The sequence below is a fragment of the Psychrobacillus psychrodurans genome, assembly GCF_050209195.1.
Taxonomy (GTDB): Bacteria; Bacillota; Bacilli; order Bacillales_A; family Planococcaceae; genus Psychrobacillus; species Psychrobacillus psychrodurans.
In genome coordinates this window covers 2,417,895-2,434,767 of record NZ_CP189791.1, presented here as the reverse complement: position 1 = coordinate 2,434,767, position 16,873 = coordinate 2,417,895, and the positions used below count along the sequence as shown (strand labels likewise).

The window sequence follows — 16,873 nt, the reverse complement described above, 5'->3', positions numbered from 1 at the left end:
GAAAAGTATCTTCAGATTCTAGTGATTCTTCATTTCATTCTAGCGATTCTCATTTGTATTCTAGTGATTTTTCTCTACATTCGAGTGATTCTCGGAAACATTCTAGCGATTCTTATCATATGCCAAAAAAGAGAGGACGAATTAAATCTCGTCTCTCTCATTTTTTGTAAGTTTATTATCGATATATTCCATAATAGGTTCTGCAATATCCTGCTTAGTAGTTTTGAAATAGGACCTTGCACCAACGGGATCTTCTATTTCATTGAAAAGCCAACTCTCATCAGGTAAGAGTAAAAAATCGATACCAATATAATCACTTTTTAAAGCTTTAGCAATTTTCTCTACCTCTGTAAGTTGTTGTGAGTTAAGTGTATATTTTTCAACCGCTCCACCTAATGTGAAATTAGATTTAAAGCTATCTTTTGGACCGGTTCTTTTTACTGCACCCACTACTTCTTCACCAAGCATGAATATTCGAACATCGGTAGCATTTGTTTCAATATAATGTTGTGCGATAATCGTTTCCTCGGAAAATGTATTCAAATAAGTAGATGCCTCTTTTTCGGTGTGTACTAATTCGACTTGTTTTCCACCGTGACCATTTATCGTTTTTAGTACTACAGGATATTCTTTTATTTCAGAAACAGTTGTTATCTTTTTAGTTGGAACAGTTGCGATTCCTAGAAGTTGAACGAGCTGTATTGCTTTTAATTTGTCATTAGCAATAACATTCACTTCTGCACGATTGAACATTGGTATATTTCGTTGTTCTAATTTCTTTGATAATTGTGGATTTCTTGTACGGAAAAATATAAAATCTGCTTGTGGAATGGGCTCCTTGTCATCTACTACTGTTAAGGTATGCGAAAAAGTACTTGCGGCCTTTATTAATCGGTCGATAAAGCTACGATTTCGTTCTATTTCTGCCCTCTCGTATATGAGTAACCCTTTCATACAACAGCAGCTCCAATTTTTGATTGAATATAATCGATCATAGCATCTCCAACATTTATTCCGGTTACATTATAGATATTTCTAATATGGGCAACCCCATTTACTTCACAAACTAGAGGTTCTTCATTTTCCCCAAACAACAAATCGACTCCCGCGAACTCTGCGCCTAAAGCTTCCGCAGCTTGTATCGCCACATCTTTTTGTCTTTGTGTGAGAATAATAGGAGAGGCAGAGCCGCCATTTGTTATATTGGCACGGAAATCTGTTTGTGATTCACGGAGCATACATGCAACGACTTGCCCGCCTACTACATTTACACGGATATCTCTACCTTTACTATTTTCGATAAATTGTTGGAAGACATATTCAATACCTGCTAACTCCTCTACTTTTGCAAAGAATTGTTCCCTTGTTTCAATTAAATATACTTTCATACCAAATGAGCCGTGTGCCTCTTTAATAATCATAGGTAAAGAAAGTATTTGGAGTACCTGCTCGTAATAGCCCGATTCTTTAATAGAAAACCCTGGATACACTTTAGGTGCAACAATTGTTGTTGGCATTGGCACTTGAGCATTTGCTAACATCATGTATTGCCTTGCTTTATTATCACAAATTTCAATTACGTTTGGATCATTAAATACTGGTATACCTTCGTTTTTCAAATACTGGGCAAGCAAAATATCTTTGTCAAGAAACACGACAAAATCAGGTTTAGCATGTAAATTTTGCTGGACATTCATTAGCAATTCATAATTTTTCACTAGAATGGCATGAATATCATGTCTATCCGCAGCTTCTTTCAATAGAAGTGCTTGATCGATAAATTTATCATGTGTAAGACTACCGTTATAAACGATCCAACATGTTTGCATAATGAATGACCTCCACTAGTACGTGTTATAATGTGTTCACAAGAAGTTTAGCACGAAATTTAATCAGACGGAATAGGGTGAACTACGTGGAAATAAAAAACTTTAATAAATACAAAATAAAATGGAATATACAAAGTGAAACGGTTATAAAACCAGGTCTTGAAACGATACAAGCTGCACTACAAAAACTTGGAAATCCCCAGGACAAGCATAAAGTGATTCATGTAGCTGGAACAAATGGTAAAGGATCTACTATTGCTTTTTTATCAGCGCTAGCAAAGGAACATGGCTTGTCCTACGCCTCGTTTACTAGCCCGAGTATCTTTGATGTCCATGATCAAATTCAGATAAATAGTATACCCGTTACAGAAAAACAAATGGATAAAGCATTTTTACATATGCAAAAACGAGGAATTAGTGGAATGTTAACAGATTTTGAATTACTAACCGTTACAGCCTTTGTTGTCTTTGAAGCGCTAGAATTAGATATTGTATTCATAGAGGCAGGTATGGGTGGAAGACTAGATAGTACAAATGTTATGAAAAAATCAGTGGCTGTTATACCTAGCATATCCATAGATCATACAAATTTCTTAGGCGATACAATTGAAAAAATTAGTTGGCATAAAGCAGGAATTTTAAAATACAATAGCCAATTAGTTATAGGGTCCTTTATAGAGCCAGCAAAAACTGTCGTATATAAAGAAGTGGAAGATAAAAAAGCGGATGTCTTAGAGTACAGTGAAAATTTTCATATAAAGAATCATCAATATACTTATAAAGAATATTCATTTTCTAATTTAAGTCCCCAAATGATAGGGAGTCACCAACTATCAAATATGGCTATAGCCATTACAGCATTACTAATAAGTGGCTTTAAACTAATAGAACCTAATGTGCAAGCAGCTGTGAAAAAAGCAAGATTGCCAGGTAGAATGGAGAAAATAAGGGATAACCTTTATTTGGATGGTGCCCATAATCAAGCGAGTATTGATGCATTGGTGGAAACTATTAAAGAAAATTTCTTTAACAAAAATATACATTTTATAGTAGGAATTTTAAGGGATAAGGATTATGTCTATATGTTAAGGAAGTTAGAGGAAATTGCTAGTTCTTTTGAATTTGTAAACTTCCAACATGAAAGAGCTTTAAATGCTAATATTTTGTATAAACACTGTACGCATAGTGTAAAGAGTATAACTTTAGATGCATATGACGTTGATTTGCTTAAGGGATTTGAAAATGATGTTACAATAGTCACTGGCTCTTTTTATTTTATCGCAGAATTGAAGGGAAAAACAGGAATTTAGTATTTGAAACTTTCAGACAACTTAGTGATATAATAATTTTATTAAAAAGTGTGTGTTTAGTAGTAGTTATTTAGATAGAAAGGAGATTAATAGTCAGATGAATTTTACAAAAAAAGCACAAAGAATTATGTTTGCTTTGTGGCTATTATTTGTTCCGCCTGGAACTCTCTTAATGTATTTATATTCTCCCACTAGACCTGGTGAATGGGAAGGTTACGGAGCTTTTTTACTATTAGCGTTACTTTCAAGTATTTTTCCATTTTTTATAGCTGGAACTACTTTTGTTTTGGTCATATGGGTTCAAATTGCAATCTTTTTAAAGTATGGGATTTTAGCAGAGCTTATCTCCATGCAAATTTGTATGATACCGCTTTCATATCATTTGAAAATTTCAAGAGATTCCTTATTTAAGTATTTCTTTAATTCGTTTATGTTTTTTTCTCTTTCTGTCATATGCGGTACTTTAATAGTCTTATTAGGCTATGAAATAGGTAGTGTAAAAATAGGAGATGTAATTATATATGGTTCTATTTTTGCGATATCTTATTTAATAATAAACCATCTGTTCCTTTATATGAGGGAATATTTATGTAATATGAAAGTTATATTTTTCTCGAAAGACTTCTACTGGGAATTTGCATGTCTATTTATAACATTACCGTTTGGTTTAGGTTTATATCTATTTGAACACTCAACGGGCAATACTGCTTTGTGGTTATTAGGGCTACCCTTAATATCGATCACATTATTAATACGTATGTATAGTGATTCAGAAAAAGTAAATGCCGATTTAAATGAGGCAAGTGAATTTGGACATCAGCTTGCGGAGCGCATGACTTCGACAGAAATATTGGATATGTTCTTGAAAAGATTATCTGATATGTTCCCATTCAATGCGGGGTACATTGTCGATAATGTTGAAGATAACTTTTTTGTTTTACGAGCAAGAGAAGACGGGGAAAACAAAGAACTAGAATATGTACATGATGATATAAAATATAGCCTAGCTGGTAAAGGATATGAAAAAGGAGAACCAATTCTTTACAATAAACAGACAGAATGGACACATATGAAACCGCCTTTTTTAGCGGATGATATGCAAAGTGTCATGTGTGTGCCTATCTATAGAAATCAAAAAATTGAAGGCGTTCTTGTTTTGGCAGCAAGAGAGAAGTTTGCATTTGAATCGTATCAACTAAAAATTGTCCATCTTCTTTGCTCATATTTTGCTGTTTCATTAGAAAAAGCTAGGTATGTAAAAGAAGCAGTAGAGAAAAGTGAAATTTGCGATCTAACGAAGATTTATAATTATAGGTATTTAGACAAGCAATTGAAGTTAGATATCTCAAGATTGAATAATGGAGCTTTTAGAACAGTTTCCTTAATCATGATGGATATCGATAAATTTAAAGCTGTCAATGATACGTATGGCCACCATAGTGGAAACATTATCTTACAGGAATTTGCAAATATTATTAAAAAAGAAATTGGTTTTAATGGGACGGTTGGGAGATATGGTGGAGAAGAATTCGTTATTATCTTACCTAATTATACGAAATTGCAGGCGATGAAGGTAGCAGAGCAACTTCGAAGAAAAATTGAGCAAACTCCATTTATGGTACCTCTCGATTTAGGAGAAATATCACGAGAAGAAATAATATTCATTACCGCAAGTATTGGTGTTTCTACGGCACCAGAAGACAGTGACGAAGGACTGTCTTTACTTCGAAATGCAGACCGTGCCTTGTATATTGGAGCGAAGCAAGCAGGTAGGAATCGAGTTGCGGAGTATGTGAGATAGATGTTATAGTGAATTAGGACCAATTAGATTAAGCTAATTGGTTTTTTTTTATTAGAAATAACAAACTGATAGGCAAAGGGAATGGAAAAAATGACAAATAAAGTAAGTGAAAATTTTAATAATAAAGGCTTAACACTAGTCGAGGTTCTAGTATCCATCATTCTAATTTCGTTAATTTTGTTTACATTTTTTTCATTTTTAATTCAATCTGCAAAAACTGGGAAAACTTCAGAAGAAGTAGTGGATGGAACATACTTAGCGCAACTTGAAATGGAAAAGTTATATGAGGTTAGTAGAAAGGGAGATTTTAACTCTGGTATCGATGAAATAGTAAATAGTTTAAAATATGAACAAACTACTTCTACTACACAGGATGAATATGTATTTGAAAAGAGTATTGATGGTAGATACATTAAGTTGAAATTAAAAGAACATTCATATCCAGGAATGTCGTATTTAATTATAGAAGTTTTTGACCAAGAAAATGGAACAAGGCCTAGAGCTAAAATGGAAACTATTTTAGAATGGGGGTCATAATTGATGTGGAAACAATGGAATAACGAGAAGGGTATCACGCTCGTTGAACTTCTTGCAGCTGTTGTGCTTGCTAGTATAGTAATGTTACTGGTTATCAGTGTGCTGATGTCTGGTACCAAACAATACAAGAATCAACTTGAAAAAAACAACCAACTAACGGATATTTCTTATGCATTAAAAATGATTACAAAAGATATTAGAAAGACAGAGAATCCTCGAATAATTAGTAAAAGTGAAATAGAGTTGAACGGCATTAATTATTCAAAAGTTGGCAATACAATTACTAGAAATGGTGATGTAATTGCTCGCGACATTGAAATATTTTTTGTTGATGATGGTTATGAGACGGGAAAATATGATGAAAAAAATATTAAATGGTTTATTGAAATAAAGAGTTTAGACCAGAAAGAAACCAAAAAGACTGAAATTTATATTAGGAAAGGAGATGAATAAGTTTGAAGTCCAATTACGAGGGAAAACTCAGATTATTAAATACTAGAGGTTTTACGCTCTTAAGTGTATTAATGTTAGTAGTTCTAATTACTGTTTTAGGATTAAGTATACTAGCAGTAACGAGTAATAGCTTGAAATTATCTGCAAATGAACGGACTGATCAATCTACATTTTATATAGCTGAAGCTGGTATTGTTGTTACTAGAAAAGATGCGGAGAATAAATTGCAACAAGCATATAGTAATGCTTATAACGAGACGCTTAAGGATTATAAGGAAGCAGAAGAAGATTACTTTCGGCGACCTATTAAAGAGCAAACAGGGTTTAAATTTGATTTTGCACGTGTATTAGAAAAGTATTACGCAGAGTATGTGGGAAAAGTTCTACCTGAATCATGGAGTGTACATTCCGATAGTGAAAGTTATAAAAGCAGATTTAAATTTGAATCTAATTATAGTGAGAATAATTCAAAAATTACTCCGATTGCAAGAGTACTAGTCACTAGAGAGAGAAATAGTGATGAGGAAGTAGAATATAATATGACCTCAGTTGGTACAATTGGCAACAAGGAGCGTATCGTATCCCAGAAACTAATAGTCAATCTAAAAGTTGGAAACTTGGGGGAACCCGGAACACCAGGAACTCCGGGAACACCAGGAACACCTGGTCATGGCGGAGGGCCAGTGGAAGGATTGCCAGAAGATACAGCTATAATTGTGAAGAATGGAATAAAAATAAAAAGTTCAACTGTTATAGGGAATATTGGTACTTTGAAATCAGGTACTGGAAGTATAGTTATAGATTGGGGGGTGCCTACTATAAATGGGTCGTTTTATGTACCAAGTGGCTCGGAAAAGACAGCATTATCAAAACCAGCACAAATGGGGTTTACCACTAAAGTAAATGGAGGAGCGGCAGGGACTATTCCGGAACTACCTTCTTTCCCATCTCCACCAAAATATACTTCTTTAGGTAACTATACTCCTCTTGAATATGGATCTTCTTCCTTAAAAGTGCAAAATAATTCATCAATAGGAAATTTGAAAGTATCAGGGAGTCATACTTTAACAATAGATATAGGAGATGAGGATAAAGAACTTGTACTAGACAACTTAGAAATAAGTGGTGAAGCGCAAGTAATTATTAAAGGAACAGGGAAGTTAACACTACATGTAAAAAATAAACTTTATATTACAGGCAGCGGGAAGTTTAATGTACAATCCTCTAACAAAAATGCAGAAATCTTTTATTCAGGAAATGAAGTGCTTGGTAAGAACTTTGGTGGAGGGGCAGAAATACATGCTTCTATATATGCCATGAGGGCAAATGTAGATATCGCCTCAAGTACGAAAGTATATGGGAATATTCTTTCTGGTGGTAGTTCATTTATTGTACGTGGGGAGGGAAAGGTAGGTCCTTCCTTATACTTTGCTCCTAATGCACATTTTGAAGTTAGAAATAGCGGAAAAGTAACCGGAACCATTATTGGTAATTCTATTAGTATGGAGGGAGAGGGATTAGTTCAATATGGAGAACCGCAATTTAATACTTGGGTTCCTGGAACTCCTAGTACACCAGGTACGCCTGGGACACCTCCAACAGAATCCGAAAATCCTGAATTAACAAAAACAGAACCATTAATTGAAATCTAGTATCCCACCTTGATCGAATTCATCAGTTAACATAAAATATATCACCATAAATAATTCTAAAGACTTACCTTTATTTACGATTAATAAAACTAAAGTTTTAGTTTTATTTTGGTGATTTGTTAATTTTAAATGAACTTATGAAAAAAGTCATATACAATAGGGGGCGCTATATTGTATTATGATTACAATAAATATTAAACTCAAACTAAAAAAGAGTAAGTATTAATCGGAGGAATGATTATGAAAACACTCACAAAAAACTTCATCATTATATGTTTCATTACATTGTTTATCTATGTATTGTTACCAAATAATAAGCTAACATTCTTATCCGCAGATGCTGAATCAATAAGTTCAACTATAGGTGGAGTAGAAATAGGAGATTTAGAGGGAGAAGAAATAACTAATCATTTGAAAAAAGCTATAGAAAATTGGAAAAGAGATAGCGAGATTTTGATAGAAGGTGTGGGTGTACATTTACCTATAGATTCTACTTTTTTTGTTTTTGATGTGGAAGCTTCTGTAAATGAATATATCAGTATTACTGAAAAGCCATGGTATGCTTTTTGGAAATCAGATTCAATCGTACATATACCTCTCCAACTTACATTAGAGCCTGAATTGATAACTACTATAGAAGAGAATTCACAATTGGATACGGAAAAAACAATAAATAACATCAAGCAGCAAGTAAGCATATTATCAGAGGAACCTATCGAAGCTGTTTTAATGGACTTGTCAGTTCTGGAATCTAAGCGTATTGCTTTTTCAATTGAAGAAGTTTCTGTAAATCTAGCAGGTTTATCAGAGGTTACAGAAACGTTGAATGACCAGGTCATTTCTACTGGAGAAGTTTTTTCTTTTTTAGATCAAACTAGTGAAATAAGCAATTCTTTTAGTGATGAGACTGCAGATTTTATTGGTTCAATGTTATACAGCCTTATTCTACAAACAGATTTTGATATTGTGGAAAGGCATTCCCAAGGAGTAATTCCACCTTACTTAGAACCGGGAATAGAAGCAGATATTGACCTCCCGCTTAACAAAGATATAAAGTTTGTAAATAATAATAGTCCTGCACTATTAAAAGTAAGTTTAAAAGACTCGAGCTTATTAATCGAACTATATTCATTTTCTAATAAAACAATTAGTAAGTATGAGGTTCGTAATAGCCAAGTTGTTAAACCAAGAACAATTTATCGCTACTCTACAGATTTAAAACCAGGTGAGGAGAGTCTTATACAAGAAGGTTCTACTGGATTGAGGGTGACCATTTATCGTGTTATTTCAGATAAAAAAGGACCGTTTAATAAAGAAGAGAATATCGGTGAGGACTACTACCCACCGACACATCGAATTATATTAAAATCATCTATAGCTTCTGAAGCTGTTACGAAGGATCCTGACTTGGAAACAGATTTGAATGGTGACGGATTAGCAGATGTGAATGTAAATGAATCTACTAACTTTACTAAACCTGAAAAAGATTCTGAGAATCCAATCATAGAAGAGGATTCGGATACGTTGCCAGAGGGTAGTTATTATGATAAGGCAGGAAATATTATTTCAACAAAGTAGTAATAATGAATTATAGAGTTAAGGGTGGGAGTGTATTGAAAAAAAACACACGTAAACTACTTGGTGATTTACTAGTAGAATCAAGCGTAATAGGATATGAGCAACTCGAATATGCCTTAACTCATAAAAACAAAAATGAGAAATTAGGTGATTATTTAATAAGTGAAAATTTAATCACTGAACAACAACTTATAGAAGTATTAGAATTCCAATTAGGTATTCCGCATGTAAATCTAAATCAGTACTCAATTGATCCTGAACTTATCCAATTAGTACCTAAGGAATTAGCGAAAAGAACAAATATAATGCCTCTGAAAAAAACTAAAAATAGGTTGTTAATAGCTATGGCTGATCCTATGGATTATTTCGCTATCGAAGAAGTACGCATGGCAACAGGATGTCAAATTGAGACAAGTATTGCTGCGAAAGATGATTTATATCGAACAATAACTAAGTACTATGATTTACAAGAATCAATGGATCAAGCTTTAATAGACATGACACCGACAGAAATAGAAAATGACAACCAAATTCTGGATGAAGATTCCCCCATTGTTCGGTTAGTGAATCAGATTATCGTAAATGGAGTGGCGCAACGTTCTAGTGATATACATTTTGATCCACAAGAGACAGAGCTTAGAGTTAGATATCGTATTGATGGAATGTTAAAAACAGAGCGGGCACTTCCCAAATATATGCAAAATGTTATTTTGGCTCGCATTAAAATTATGGGTAACCTCAATATTACAGAGAACAGAGTACCACAAGATGGACGTATTAAAATGACGGTTAATATGAGGGCAATAGATATTCGACTTTCAACATTACCAACCATCTATGGTGAAAAAGTTGTTATGCGAATTCTAGACATGGGTAATGCGTTAAATGACTTAAACAAATTAGGCTTCAATGATAAAAACTTATCGGCATTTACTAAAATGATTGAACATCCGAATGGAATTGTTCTACTTACGGGACCAACTGGATCAGGAAAATCCTCCACGTTGTATGCGGCTTTAAATAAACTCAATGATGAAAATGTAAATATCATCACTGTGGAAGATCCGGTTGAGTATCAATTAGAAGGTATCAACCAAATACAAGTACGAGATGAGGTTGATCTTACTTTTGCGGTCGGACTTCGGTCCATATTACGCCAAGATCCAGATATTGTAATGGTCGGAGAAATAAGAGACTTAGAAACCGCTCAAATTGCTGTTAGAGCCTCTTTAACAGGACATTTGGTATTAAGTACACTTCATACAAATAGTGCAGTTGAGTCCGTTTCAAGATTACGAGACATGGGTATTGAGCCGTTTTTATTGTCATCTTCCTTGGTAGGTATAGTGGCGCAACGTCTAGTAAGAAAAGTTTGTAGAGATTGTGGAGTATATATTGAACCAAACGGAAGGGAAATAGAAATTTTCTCAGAACATGGAATGATGGTGGAAAAAGTCCGTCGAGGAAAAGGGTGTCCGGCTTGTAATCAGACGGGATATCGAGGAAGACTTGCGATCCACGAAGTATTAATAGTAGATTCTCTTGTAAAAGATATAATCCTAACAGGAAAAAGCCCAGCTCATTTGAGAAATCATATGAAGAATACTGGATATTTAAGTTTACTAGAAGATGGATTGTTGAAAGTAAAAGAAGGTCTTACAACAACAGAAGAAGTTCTTCGTGTAGCTATAGTTAACTGAGGTGAGTTATATGGAATTCGATATCATTCAATTATTAGAAAAAACCTTTCAAGATAAAGCTTCAGATTTACATTTAACAGTAGGAGTAACTCCAGTTTTTCGTGTGAATGGAAAACTAAAATCTTATGGAGATTATTTATTAGAAGAATTGGATACGAAAAGAATGTTAGAAGAGTTGTTATCTCCAGACAAGATGGTAGAGTTCGAATTAAAGGGAGAAATAGATTTCAGTTATGCTTTACCTGAACAATGTCGCTTTCGTATTAATGCATACCGCCAACAAAACCATATAGCTATTGCCATAAGAATGATTGAATCTCAGATTCCCTCAATAGAATCTTTGGGTATGCCCAATATACTTTATACACTTGCCGATAAACCTCAAGGGCTTATTTTAGTGACAGGTCCTACTGGTTCTGGTAAATCTACTACTTTAGCTTCAATGATAGACTATATAAATTCTACTACATCTAAGCATATAATCACTCTAGAAGATCCAATTGAATATGTGCATAAACACAAAAAATCTATTATCAATCAGAGAGAAATAGGGTCTGATACTCAAAGTTTTTCGAATGGATTAAGAGCTGCTCTACGACAAGACCCAGACGTGATTCTTGTAGGAGAGATGCGAGATTTAGAAACGATTTCTACTGCAATAACAGCTGCAGAGACAGGGCATTTAGTCATGGCGACTCTTCATACTAGCAGTGCACCAACAACCATTGATCGAATTATTGATGTATTTCCCCCTCATCAACAAGGTCAAATTAGAATACAACTAGCAAACGTACTGCAAGGAATTGTTTCGCAGAGATTATTTATTAGTAAAAATGAAACTAGCCGTGTAGCTGCTACTGAAATTCTCATGCAAACACCATCCGTTGCGAATCTAATACGGAATGAAAAAGTGCACCTAATACAAAATGTTATGCAAACAAGTCGCGCTCTCGGTATGCACACTCTAGAAACATCTATACAGCAATTAATCACAGCTGGCAAGATTTCTATAGATGTTGCACGCCCCTATTTGAACGTTGGTGATTTCTAATGGTAGTTTATAAATATATTGGTAGGACTTCCAGGGGTACCGTAAAAAAAGGTGTTGTGGATGCTTCTAATAAGCAGATGGCTATGACAAAATTACGGACTCAAGGAATAAATCCTCGGGAAATAGAGGAATCAAAAAGTATTTTTCATAAGGAACTGTCTTTAGGTGGTAAAGTGCGCAATCAGGACTTTGTAGTATACAGTCGACAATTTGCCACTCTCATTAGAGCTGGAGTTTCTATATTGGAATCTACAAAAATATTAGCTGAGCAAACTTCTAGCAAACCTTTAAAAAAAGGTTTGCAGGCTGTGGAAGAGGATGTACGTTCAGGTGTTTCCTTTTCAGATGCAGCTTCCAAAAATTCAAAAGTATTTCCTACCTTATTTGTGAATATGATTCGTGCTGGTGAAGCTACTGGAAATCTAGATGAATCCCTGGAACGGTTGGCATTTTCTTATGAAAAACAGTTTAATTTGAAAAAAAAGGTTCAATCTACGTTGGCATATCCTGTGGTTTTATTGTTTCTGTCGATAGTTGTATCGGTGTTTTTAATGTTAACAATTGTTCCCCAGTTTGTTTCCATGTTTGAAGATATGGGAGCAGAATTACCTATGATAACAAGATTGGTTATGGGGGTAAGTGAATCCCTTCAATCTTTCTGGTATATATTCTTGATATTTTTCTTAATTGTAGCTATTATTTTCAACTTTTTATATAAGAAAAATGAACAATTCAATTATTCTGTTCATTTACTACTACTGAAGGTACCTATATTTGGTAAGTTACTTCAGAAGTCTGCAATTGCTCGTATGACCAGAACACTATCTTCACTTTTCAGCAGCTCAGTGCCTATCTTGCAAGCATTAACAATTGTTGAAAAAGTAATAGGAAATCCAGTCGTTGGTAAGGTTGTAAGAGAATCGAGGACAAGCCTTGAACAAGGGAGTACATTATCAGTACCGCTAGCAAAGAGTTGGATATTTCCTCCTCTTGTTACTCAAATGACCTCCATTGGAGAATCTACTGGATCACTAGACTATATGCTTGAAAAAATAGCGGATTTTTACGAGGATGATGTCGATCGTACCGTAGATACACTTAAGTCATTAATCGAACCTCTGATGATAGTTTTCTTAGCAGCAATTGTAGGAACAATTGTTATGGCGATAATGATACCGATGTTTAGTATGTATGAACAAATTTAATATATTGCTATTTGAAGGAGGTGAAAAATGCATGATGAACGAAATGATTGAACTAAATGAATCAAATGAAATGACAAATAAAGGAGCTAATCATATGAAAAAGATGAAGCAATTATTAAAAAATCAAAAAGGTATGACACTTATCGAGCTTTTAGCCGTAATCGTTATCCTTGCAATTGTAGCTGCAATTGCAGTGCCAGCTATTGGGAATATTATTAATAATTCTAAGGATAAAGCTATATTAGCGGATGCATCTAATATTCTTGCAGGAGCAAAGTTAGCAATGACTGATGGAGCGTGTAAAACTACAGAAAACGAATGTAGTAATACTGAACTTCAACCTTATGTAGATGGTATAACACTAGGTACAGAAGATAAAGTAGTGAAAGGAACAAACACTTGGACTGTAACATACGATAATCTAAAAAATATAAAGAATACAGATAAATTTACAGTTGCCGCTTCAGATGGAATCGCAGCTTATACACCGCCTGCTACTTCAATAGAAGAAAAGTCTTTAAATAAAGCGATGAATCAATAATTTTACTACAGCAGCCTACCGCTGCTGTAGTCTCTTAGTTTTATCATTGAGCAAATGAATACTTCATTTCCTGAACCATAAAACTAATTACAGCTATGTATAGGGGAGAAGAAAATGTTTAAAAAGAAAACAAAGCGCTATGTGGCTTTAGATTTGAATGAATACATAGTAAGAGCTATAGTGATGGCTGGTTCTGATATCGAGCAAGCAGCCGTTTATGAGTACCCTTTAAATAAAGATATTTTTGAAAACGATATATTAGTAGGTGAAATGGCACTATATGAGACTCTGAAGACACTTATAGAATTATGGGGTATCAAGCGTTATAATGTACGATTCTTTGTCCCAGACAGTACAGTTATGCTGAAAACGTTTGAGCATCCTTCCGATGTGACATCCGATAAATTAAAAGGCTATGTGGAGATGGAGCTAGGGAGAACTATACATTTGCCTTTCTCTCAACCACTTATAGATGTATATGATTACAAACCGGATGACGGAGAGGCAGTCTTGTTTGCAGCGCCTTCTGAAGAAGTAAATAAAATTGCAGGCTTATTAGACGATTTGCATCTAAACCCGACTACTGCAGATGTTAGGTCATTAGCAACAATTCGTTTTCTAGAGAAGACAGTTGGTTTGGAAGAAAGACTGAGTTATTTAATCGCAGAATGGTCAATATCTGGTGTTTCTATTAGTATTTACACTGGAGGAAAAGTAGAATTCCTACGCTATCAAACAATTGATACATTTAAAGAAAAGTGGCAAAGTAAAGAAGATAATAATGAAATCAGTTTTAGTTATGAGGGACAATTGGAAGAATACCAGTCGCAGTTGGTTGATCAAATTGCTGAGATAGATCGAATTCTTAACTTTTATCGTTTCTCTCTATATAAAGGGGAGAAAGCAGTGGACGAGATAATTATTTTAGGTGATTCACCTGAAATGGATTATATTGCGTCAGAAATGATTGCAAATTTTGTTACACCAGTAAAACACATAGATGATTCTCAAGTACAGGTCTATCATCCAAATTTAAAATCTAAGCATATTCCACTCATTGGACTTGTGTATAGGGAGGCATGATGATGGTTCCAGAAATAAATTTATTGCCTAAAATGGAACGACAAAAGTCCAATTCTATTTTAATTATTGCTATTGGTTTAATTTTATTTATAACGGTAATTCTGTTATTTTTTATCCAGTATTTTTCTATTAAAGGAGATATAGAAACTCTTACAGCTGAAGAAACTTACTCAGTCGCAGAAAGAGAAGAGTTGACACAATTGGTGAAGGATATAAATATGTCCGGGCAAGGGAATTTACAAACTTCTGTTTCTTTCGCTGAAAGTGTTTCAAAACCTGTGAGCCCTTTACTGATAGAAGTGAATGCTTTATTGGAAGAACATACATATCTTCGCGAATATGAATTTACGAACCAGAGTATAAATATAACAATAGATGTAGAAACGATGATGAGTATGTCTAAATTCGTAGACAAGTTATTAGTAAGTGAATATTTTTCAGATGTGAAGGTAGAGAGTGTCACTCACTTTGAACTATCTAATTCTACAGAAAGTATAGAAGAAAGGTTTGAGATTATTCCGCGCTACTCAGCAATAATAAATTTAGTTGTTAATCAATCTTATTTGGAAAATGGAGGTGTCACTCCATGAACGAATTAGTTAGTGACAAAAAAACTGCATATATATTAATATCTGCTCTTGTAGTAGTTTTATTGGGGGCAGTTTACTATTTTGTTCTACATCCTCTCAAAAATGAAAAGGAGTCCAAGGAAGTAAGTATAGAAGTTTTACAAGGAGAAGTTGCTGCTTTGAAGGAAGAATATTCTTCTTCTCAATTACAGGACGATTCTACAGAGAATGCATTCTATTTAAAAACGCAAGTTCCATTGACTCGTGAGTTGAATGAACTTATTCGTACAATAGAAGAAGTTGAATTACTTAGTGAATCTAAAATTCTTTCTGTCGAGTTTAATAATTATGATGGAACGATAGAGGATGCGCAGTTATTACCTGAGACGAGTGAGGAAAATACAGAAACAGAACCGCAAAGTGAGGATGTGTTAACTGATGAACCATCAGAAGGACCACCAGTTTCACCTGTTGCTGAAGCGAGTCTTCCAGAAAAATTAAAATTAATCACTTTCAATATTTCTATTTTAACAAAAAACTACGATCAATTAGTTATGTTTGTGGAAGAAATTGAGCATTTAAAACGAATATATCGTGTCGATCAAATTACTTTGTTGGCTCCAGGTGAGGAGCAACTTTTGGACAAGGAAGCAGTAAATAACATTGCTGCTAAGATACAACTGACTACATTCTATCATGATGAATAGAAGTAATGGAGAGCTAAAATGACTATAATCTATATGTTCTTGTTTTTCTTATACGGTTTAATTTTCGGTTCCTTCTTCAACGTAGTTGGCTTACGTATTCCGAAAAAGGAATCGATCGTTCATCCGCCTTCACATTGTACGGTTTGTGATCGCCGCTTAACGATCAAAGACTTAGTGCCTGTCTTTTCCTACGTATTTTTAAAGGGGAAATGTCGAGGGTGTGGGACGAAGATACATTGGGTATATCCAGTGATGGAATTAGTCACAGGTCTTCTATTTGCGTTTGCTTACTATCAATTAGGTTTTACTTTGGAACTAGCAGTGGCACTATTGTTTATATCACTCTTAGTCATTATTACGGTGTCGGATATTGCATATATGCTAATTCCTGATAAAATCCTAATATTCTTTTTGATTCATTTAATAGTATTAAGAGTATTTGTACCACTTAGTCCTTGGTGGGATAGTATTATCGGGGCGTTTGTTGGTTTTGGTGTTTTATTCCTGATTGCAGTTGTGTCTAAGGGTGGCATGGGTGGAGGGGATATTAAATTATTCTTTGTTATCGGTTTGGTTTTGGGCTGGATTCCGACTTTGTTGACTCTATTTTTAGCTTCTATTATTGGTACGGTTGTTGGTATTATTTCTTTAAGAAGAACTAAACAAGGCAGAAAAACGCCTATTCCTTTTGGACCATCGATTGCTATAGCGGCTATTATTTCTTATTTTTACGGTGAGATGCTTGTCGATTGGTATGTGAATTTGTTTTTTTAACTCGATAACTTTTTTGGACGAGCCGACATAGGTCTCGTCTTTTTTTATAATCTTCGTGATAAGGTTATGAAAAAGAGGTGATT

Annotated in this window: 16 protein-coding genes; 14 read left to right on the top strand and 2 right to left on the bottom strand. The window is 34.3% G+C overall.

Features of this window, described 5'->3' with window-relative positions; genetic code table 11:
- Positions 1–141 precede the first annotated feature (141 nt).
- Both ACQCPR_RS11775 and ACQCPR_RS11770 read right to left on the bottom strand, forming a co-directional pair.
- Complete coding sequence (locus ACQCPR_RS11775; protein WP_427137110.1) at positions 142–954, bottom strand: ATP-grasp domain-containing protein; 813 nt, start codon at positions 952–954, stop codon at positions 142–144.
- Entirely contained in the window at positions 951–1,829 is an 879-nt protein-coding gene (locus ACQCPR_RS11770; protein WP_093496511.1) for an ATP-grasp domain-containing protein, read from the bottom strand. Before ACQCPR_RS11770 ends, ACQCPR_RS11775 begins: the two co-directional genes overlap by 4 nt.
- Before the next feature lie 86 nt (positions 1,830–1,915).
- On the opposite strand from ACQCPR_RS11770, the gene ACQCPR_RS11765 reads away from it, so the two are divergent.
- The 14 genes from ACQCPR_RS11765 (at position 1,916) to ACQCPR_RS11700 (ending at position 16,790) form a co-directional block, all read left to right on the top strand.
- Entirely contained in the window at positions 1,916–3,139 is a 1,224-nt protein-coding gene (locus ACQCPR_RS11765; RefSeq protein ID WP_427137109.1) for a bifunctional folylpolyglutamate synthase/dihydrofolate synthase, read from the top strand.
- A gap of 97 nt (positions 3,140–3,236) precedes the next feature.
- Positions 3,237–4,940, top strand: coding sequence for a sensor domain-containing diguanylate cyclase (locus ACQCPR_RS11760; protein ID WP_427137108.1), 1,704 nt, complete (start codon positions 3,237–3,239; stop codon positions 4,938–4,940).
- 90 nt (positions 4,941–5,030) lie between these two features.
- Positions 5,031–5,477: a type IV pilus modification PilV family protein gene (locus tag ACQCPR_RS11755; protein ID WP_427137107.1), complete on the top strand. Its 447-nt coding sequence runs from the start codon at positions 5,031–5,033 to the stop codon at positions 5,475–5,477.
- A 3-nt stretch (positions 5,478–5,480) separates the two neighbouring features.
- Entirely contained in the window at positions 5,481–5,930 is a 450-nt protein-coding gene (locus ACQCPR_RS11750) for a PilW family protein (protein WP_427137106.1), read from the top strand.
- 2 nt (positions 5,931–5,932) lie between these two features.
- Positions 5,933–7,582: a pilus assembly PilX N-terminal domain-containing protein gene (locus ACQCPR_RS11745; protein ID WP_427137105.1), complete on the top strand. Its 1,650-nt coding sequence runs from the start codon at positions 5,933–5,935 to the stop codon at positions 7,580–7,582.
- A gap of 240 nt (positions 7,583–7,822) precedes the next feature.
- Positions 7,823–9,160, top strand: a complete 1,338-nt coding sequence (locus tag ACQCPR_RS11740) for a VanW family protein (RefSeq protein ID WP_427137104.1) — start codon at positions 7,823–7,825, stop codon at positions 9,158–9,160.
- Between the two features lie 35 nt (positions 9,161–9,195).
- Positions 9,196–10,860: a GspE/PulE family protein gene (locus ACQCPR_RS11735; RefSeq protein ID WP_427137103.1), complete on the top strand. Its 1,665-nt coding sequence runs from the start codon at positions 9,196–9,198 to the stop codon at positions 10,858–10,860.
- 10 nt (positions 10,861–10,870) lie between these two features.
- Positions 10,871–11,911: a type IV pilus twitching motility protein PilT gene (locus ACQCPR_RS11730; protein WP_427137102.1), complete on the top strand. Its 1,041-nt coding sequence runs from the start codon at positions 10,871–10,873 to the stop codon at positions 11,909–11,911.
- A complete protein-coding gene (locus ACQCPR_RS11725) occupies positions 11,911–13,116 on the top strand; it encodes a type II secretion system F family protein (RefSeq protein WP_427137101.1) in 1,206 nt (401 codons plus the stop codon). Before ACQCPR_RS11730 ends, ACQCPR_RS11725 begins: the two co-directional genes overlap by 1 nt.
- Before the next feature lie 31 nt (positions 13,117–13,147).
- Positions 13,148–13,657 carry a pilus assembly FimT family protein gene (locus ACQCPR_RS11720; RefSeq protein ID WP_427137100.1) on the top strand — a complete coding sequence of 170 codons (510 nt, stop codon included), beginning with the start codon at positions 13,148–13,150 and terminating at the stop codon, positions 13,655–13,657.
- 114 nt (positions 13,658–13,771) lie between these two features.
- Positions 13,772–14,740: a type IV pilus biogenesis protein PilM gene (pilM, locus tag ACQCPR_RS11715; protein ID WP_427137099.1), complete on the top strand. Its 969-nt coding sequence runs from the start codon at positions 13,772–13,774 to the stop codon at positions 14,738–14,740.
- A gap of 2 nt (positions 14,741–14,742) precedes the next feature.
- Positions 14,743–15,330 (top strand): hypothetical protein, encoded by a 588-nt coding sequence (locus tag ACQCPR_RS11710; RefSeq protein ID WP_427137098.1) that lies wholly within the window; start codon positions 14,743–14,745, stop codon positions 15,328–15,330.
- Positions 15,327–16,016, top strand: coding sequence for a potassium transporter (locus tag ACQCPR_RS11705; protein WP_427137097.1), 690 nt, complete (start codon positions 15,327–15,329; stop codon positions 16,014–16,016). The genes ACQCPR_RS11710 and ACQCPR_RS11705 overlap by 4 nt, the downstream gene beginning before the upstream one ends.
- A gap of 18 nt (positions 16,017–16,034) precedes the next feature.
- Positions 16,035–16,790 (top strand): prepilin peptidase, encoded by a 756-nt coding sequence (locus tag ACQCPR_RS11700; protein ID WP_427137096.1) that lies wholly within the window; start codon positions 16,035–16,037, stop codon positions 16,788–16,790.
- Positions 16,791–16,873 lie beyond the last annotated feature (83 nt).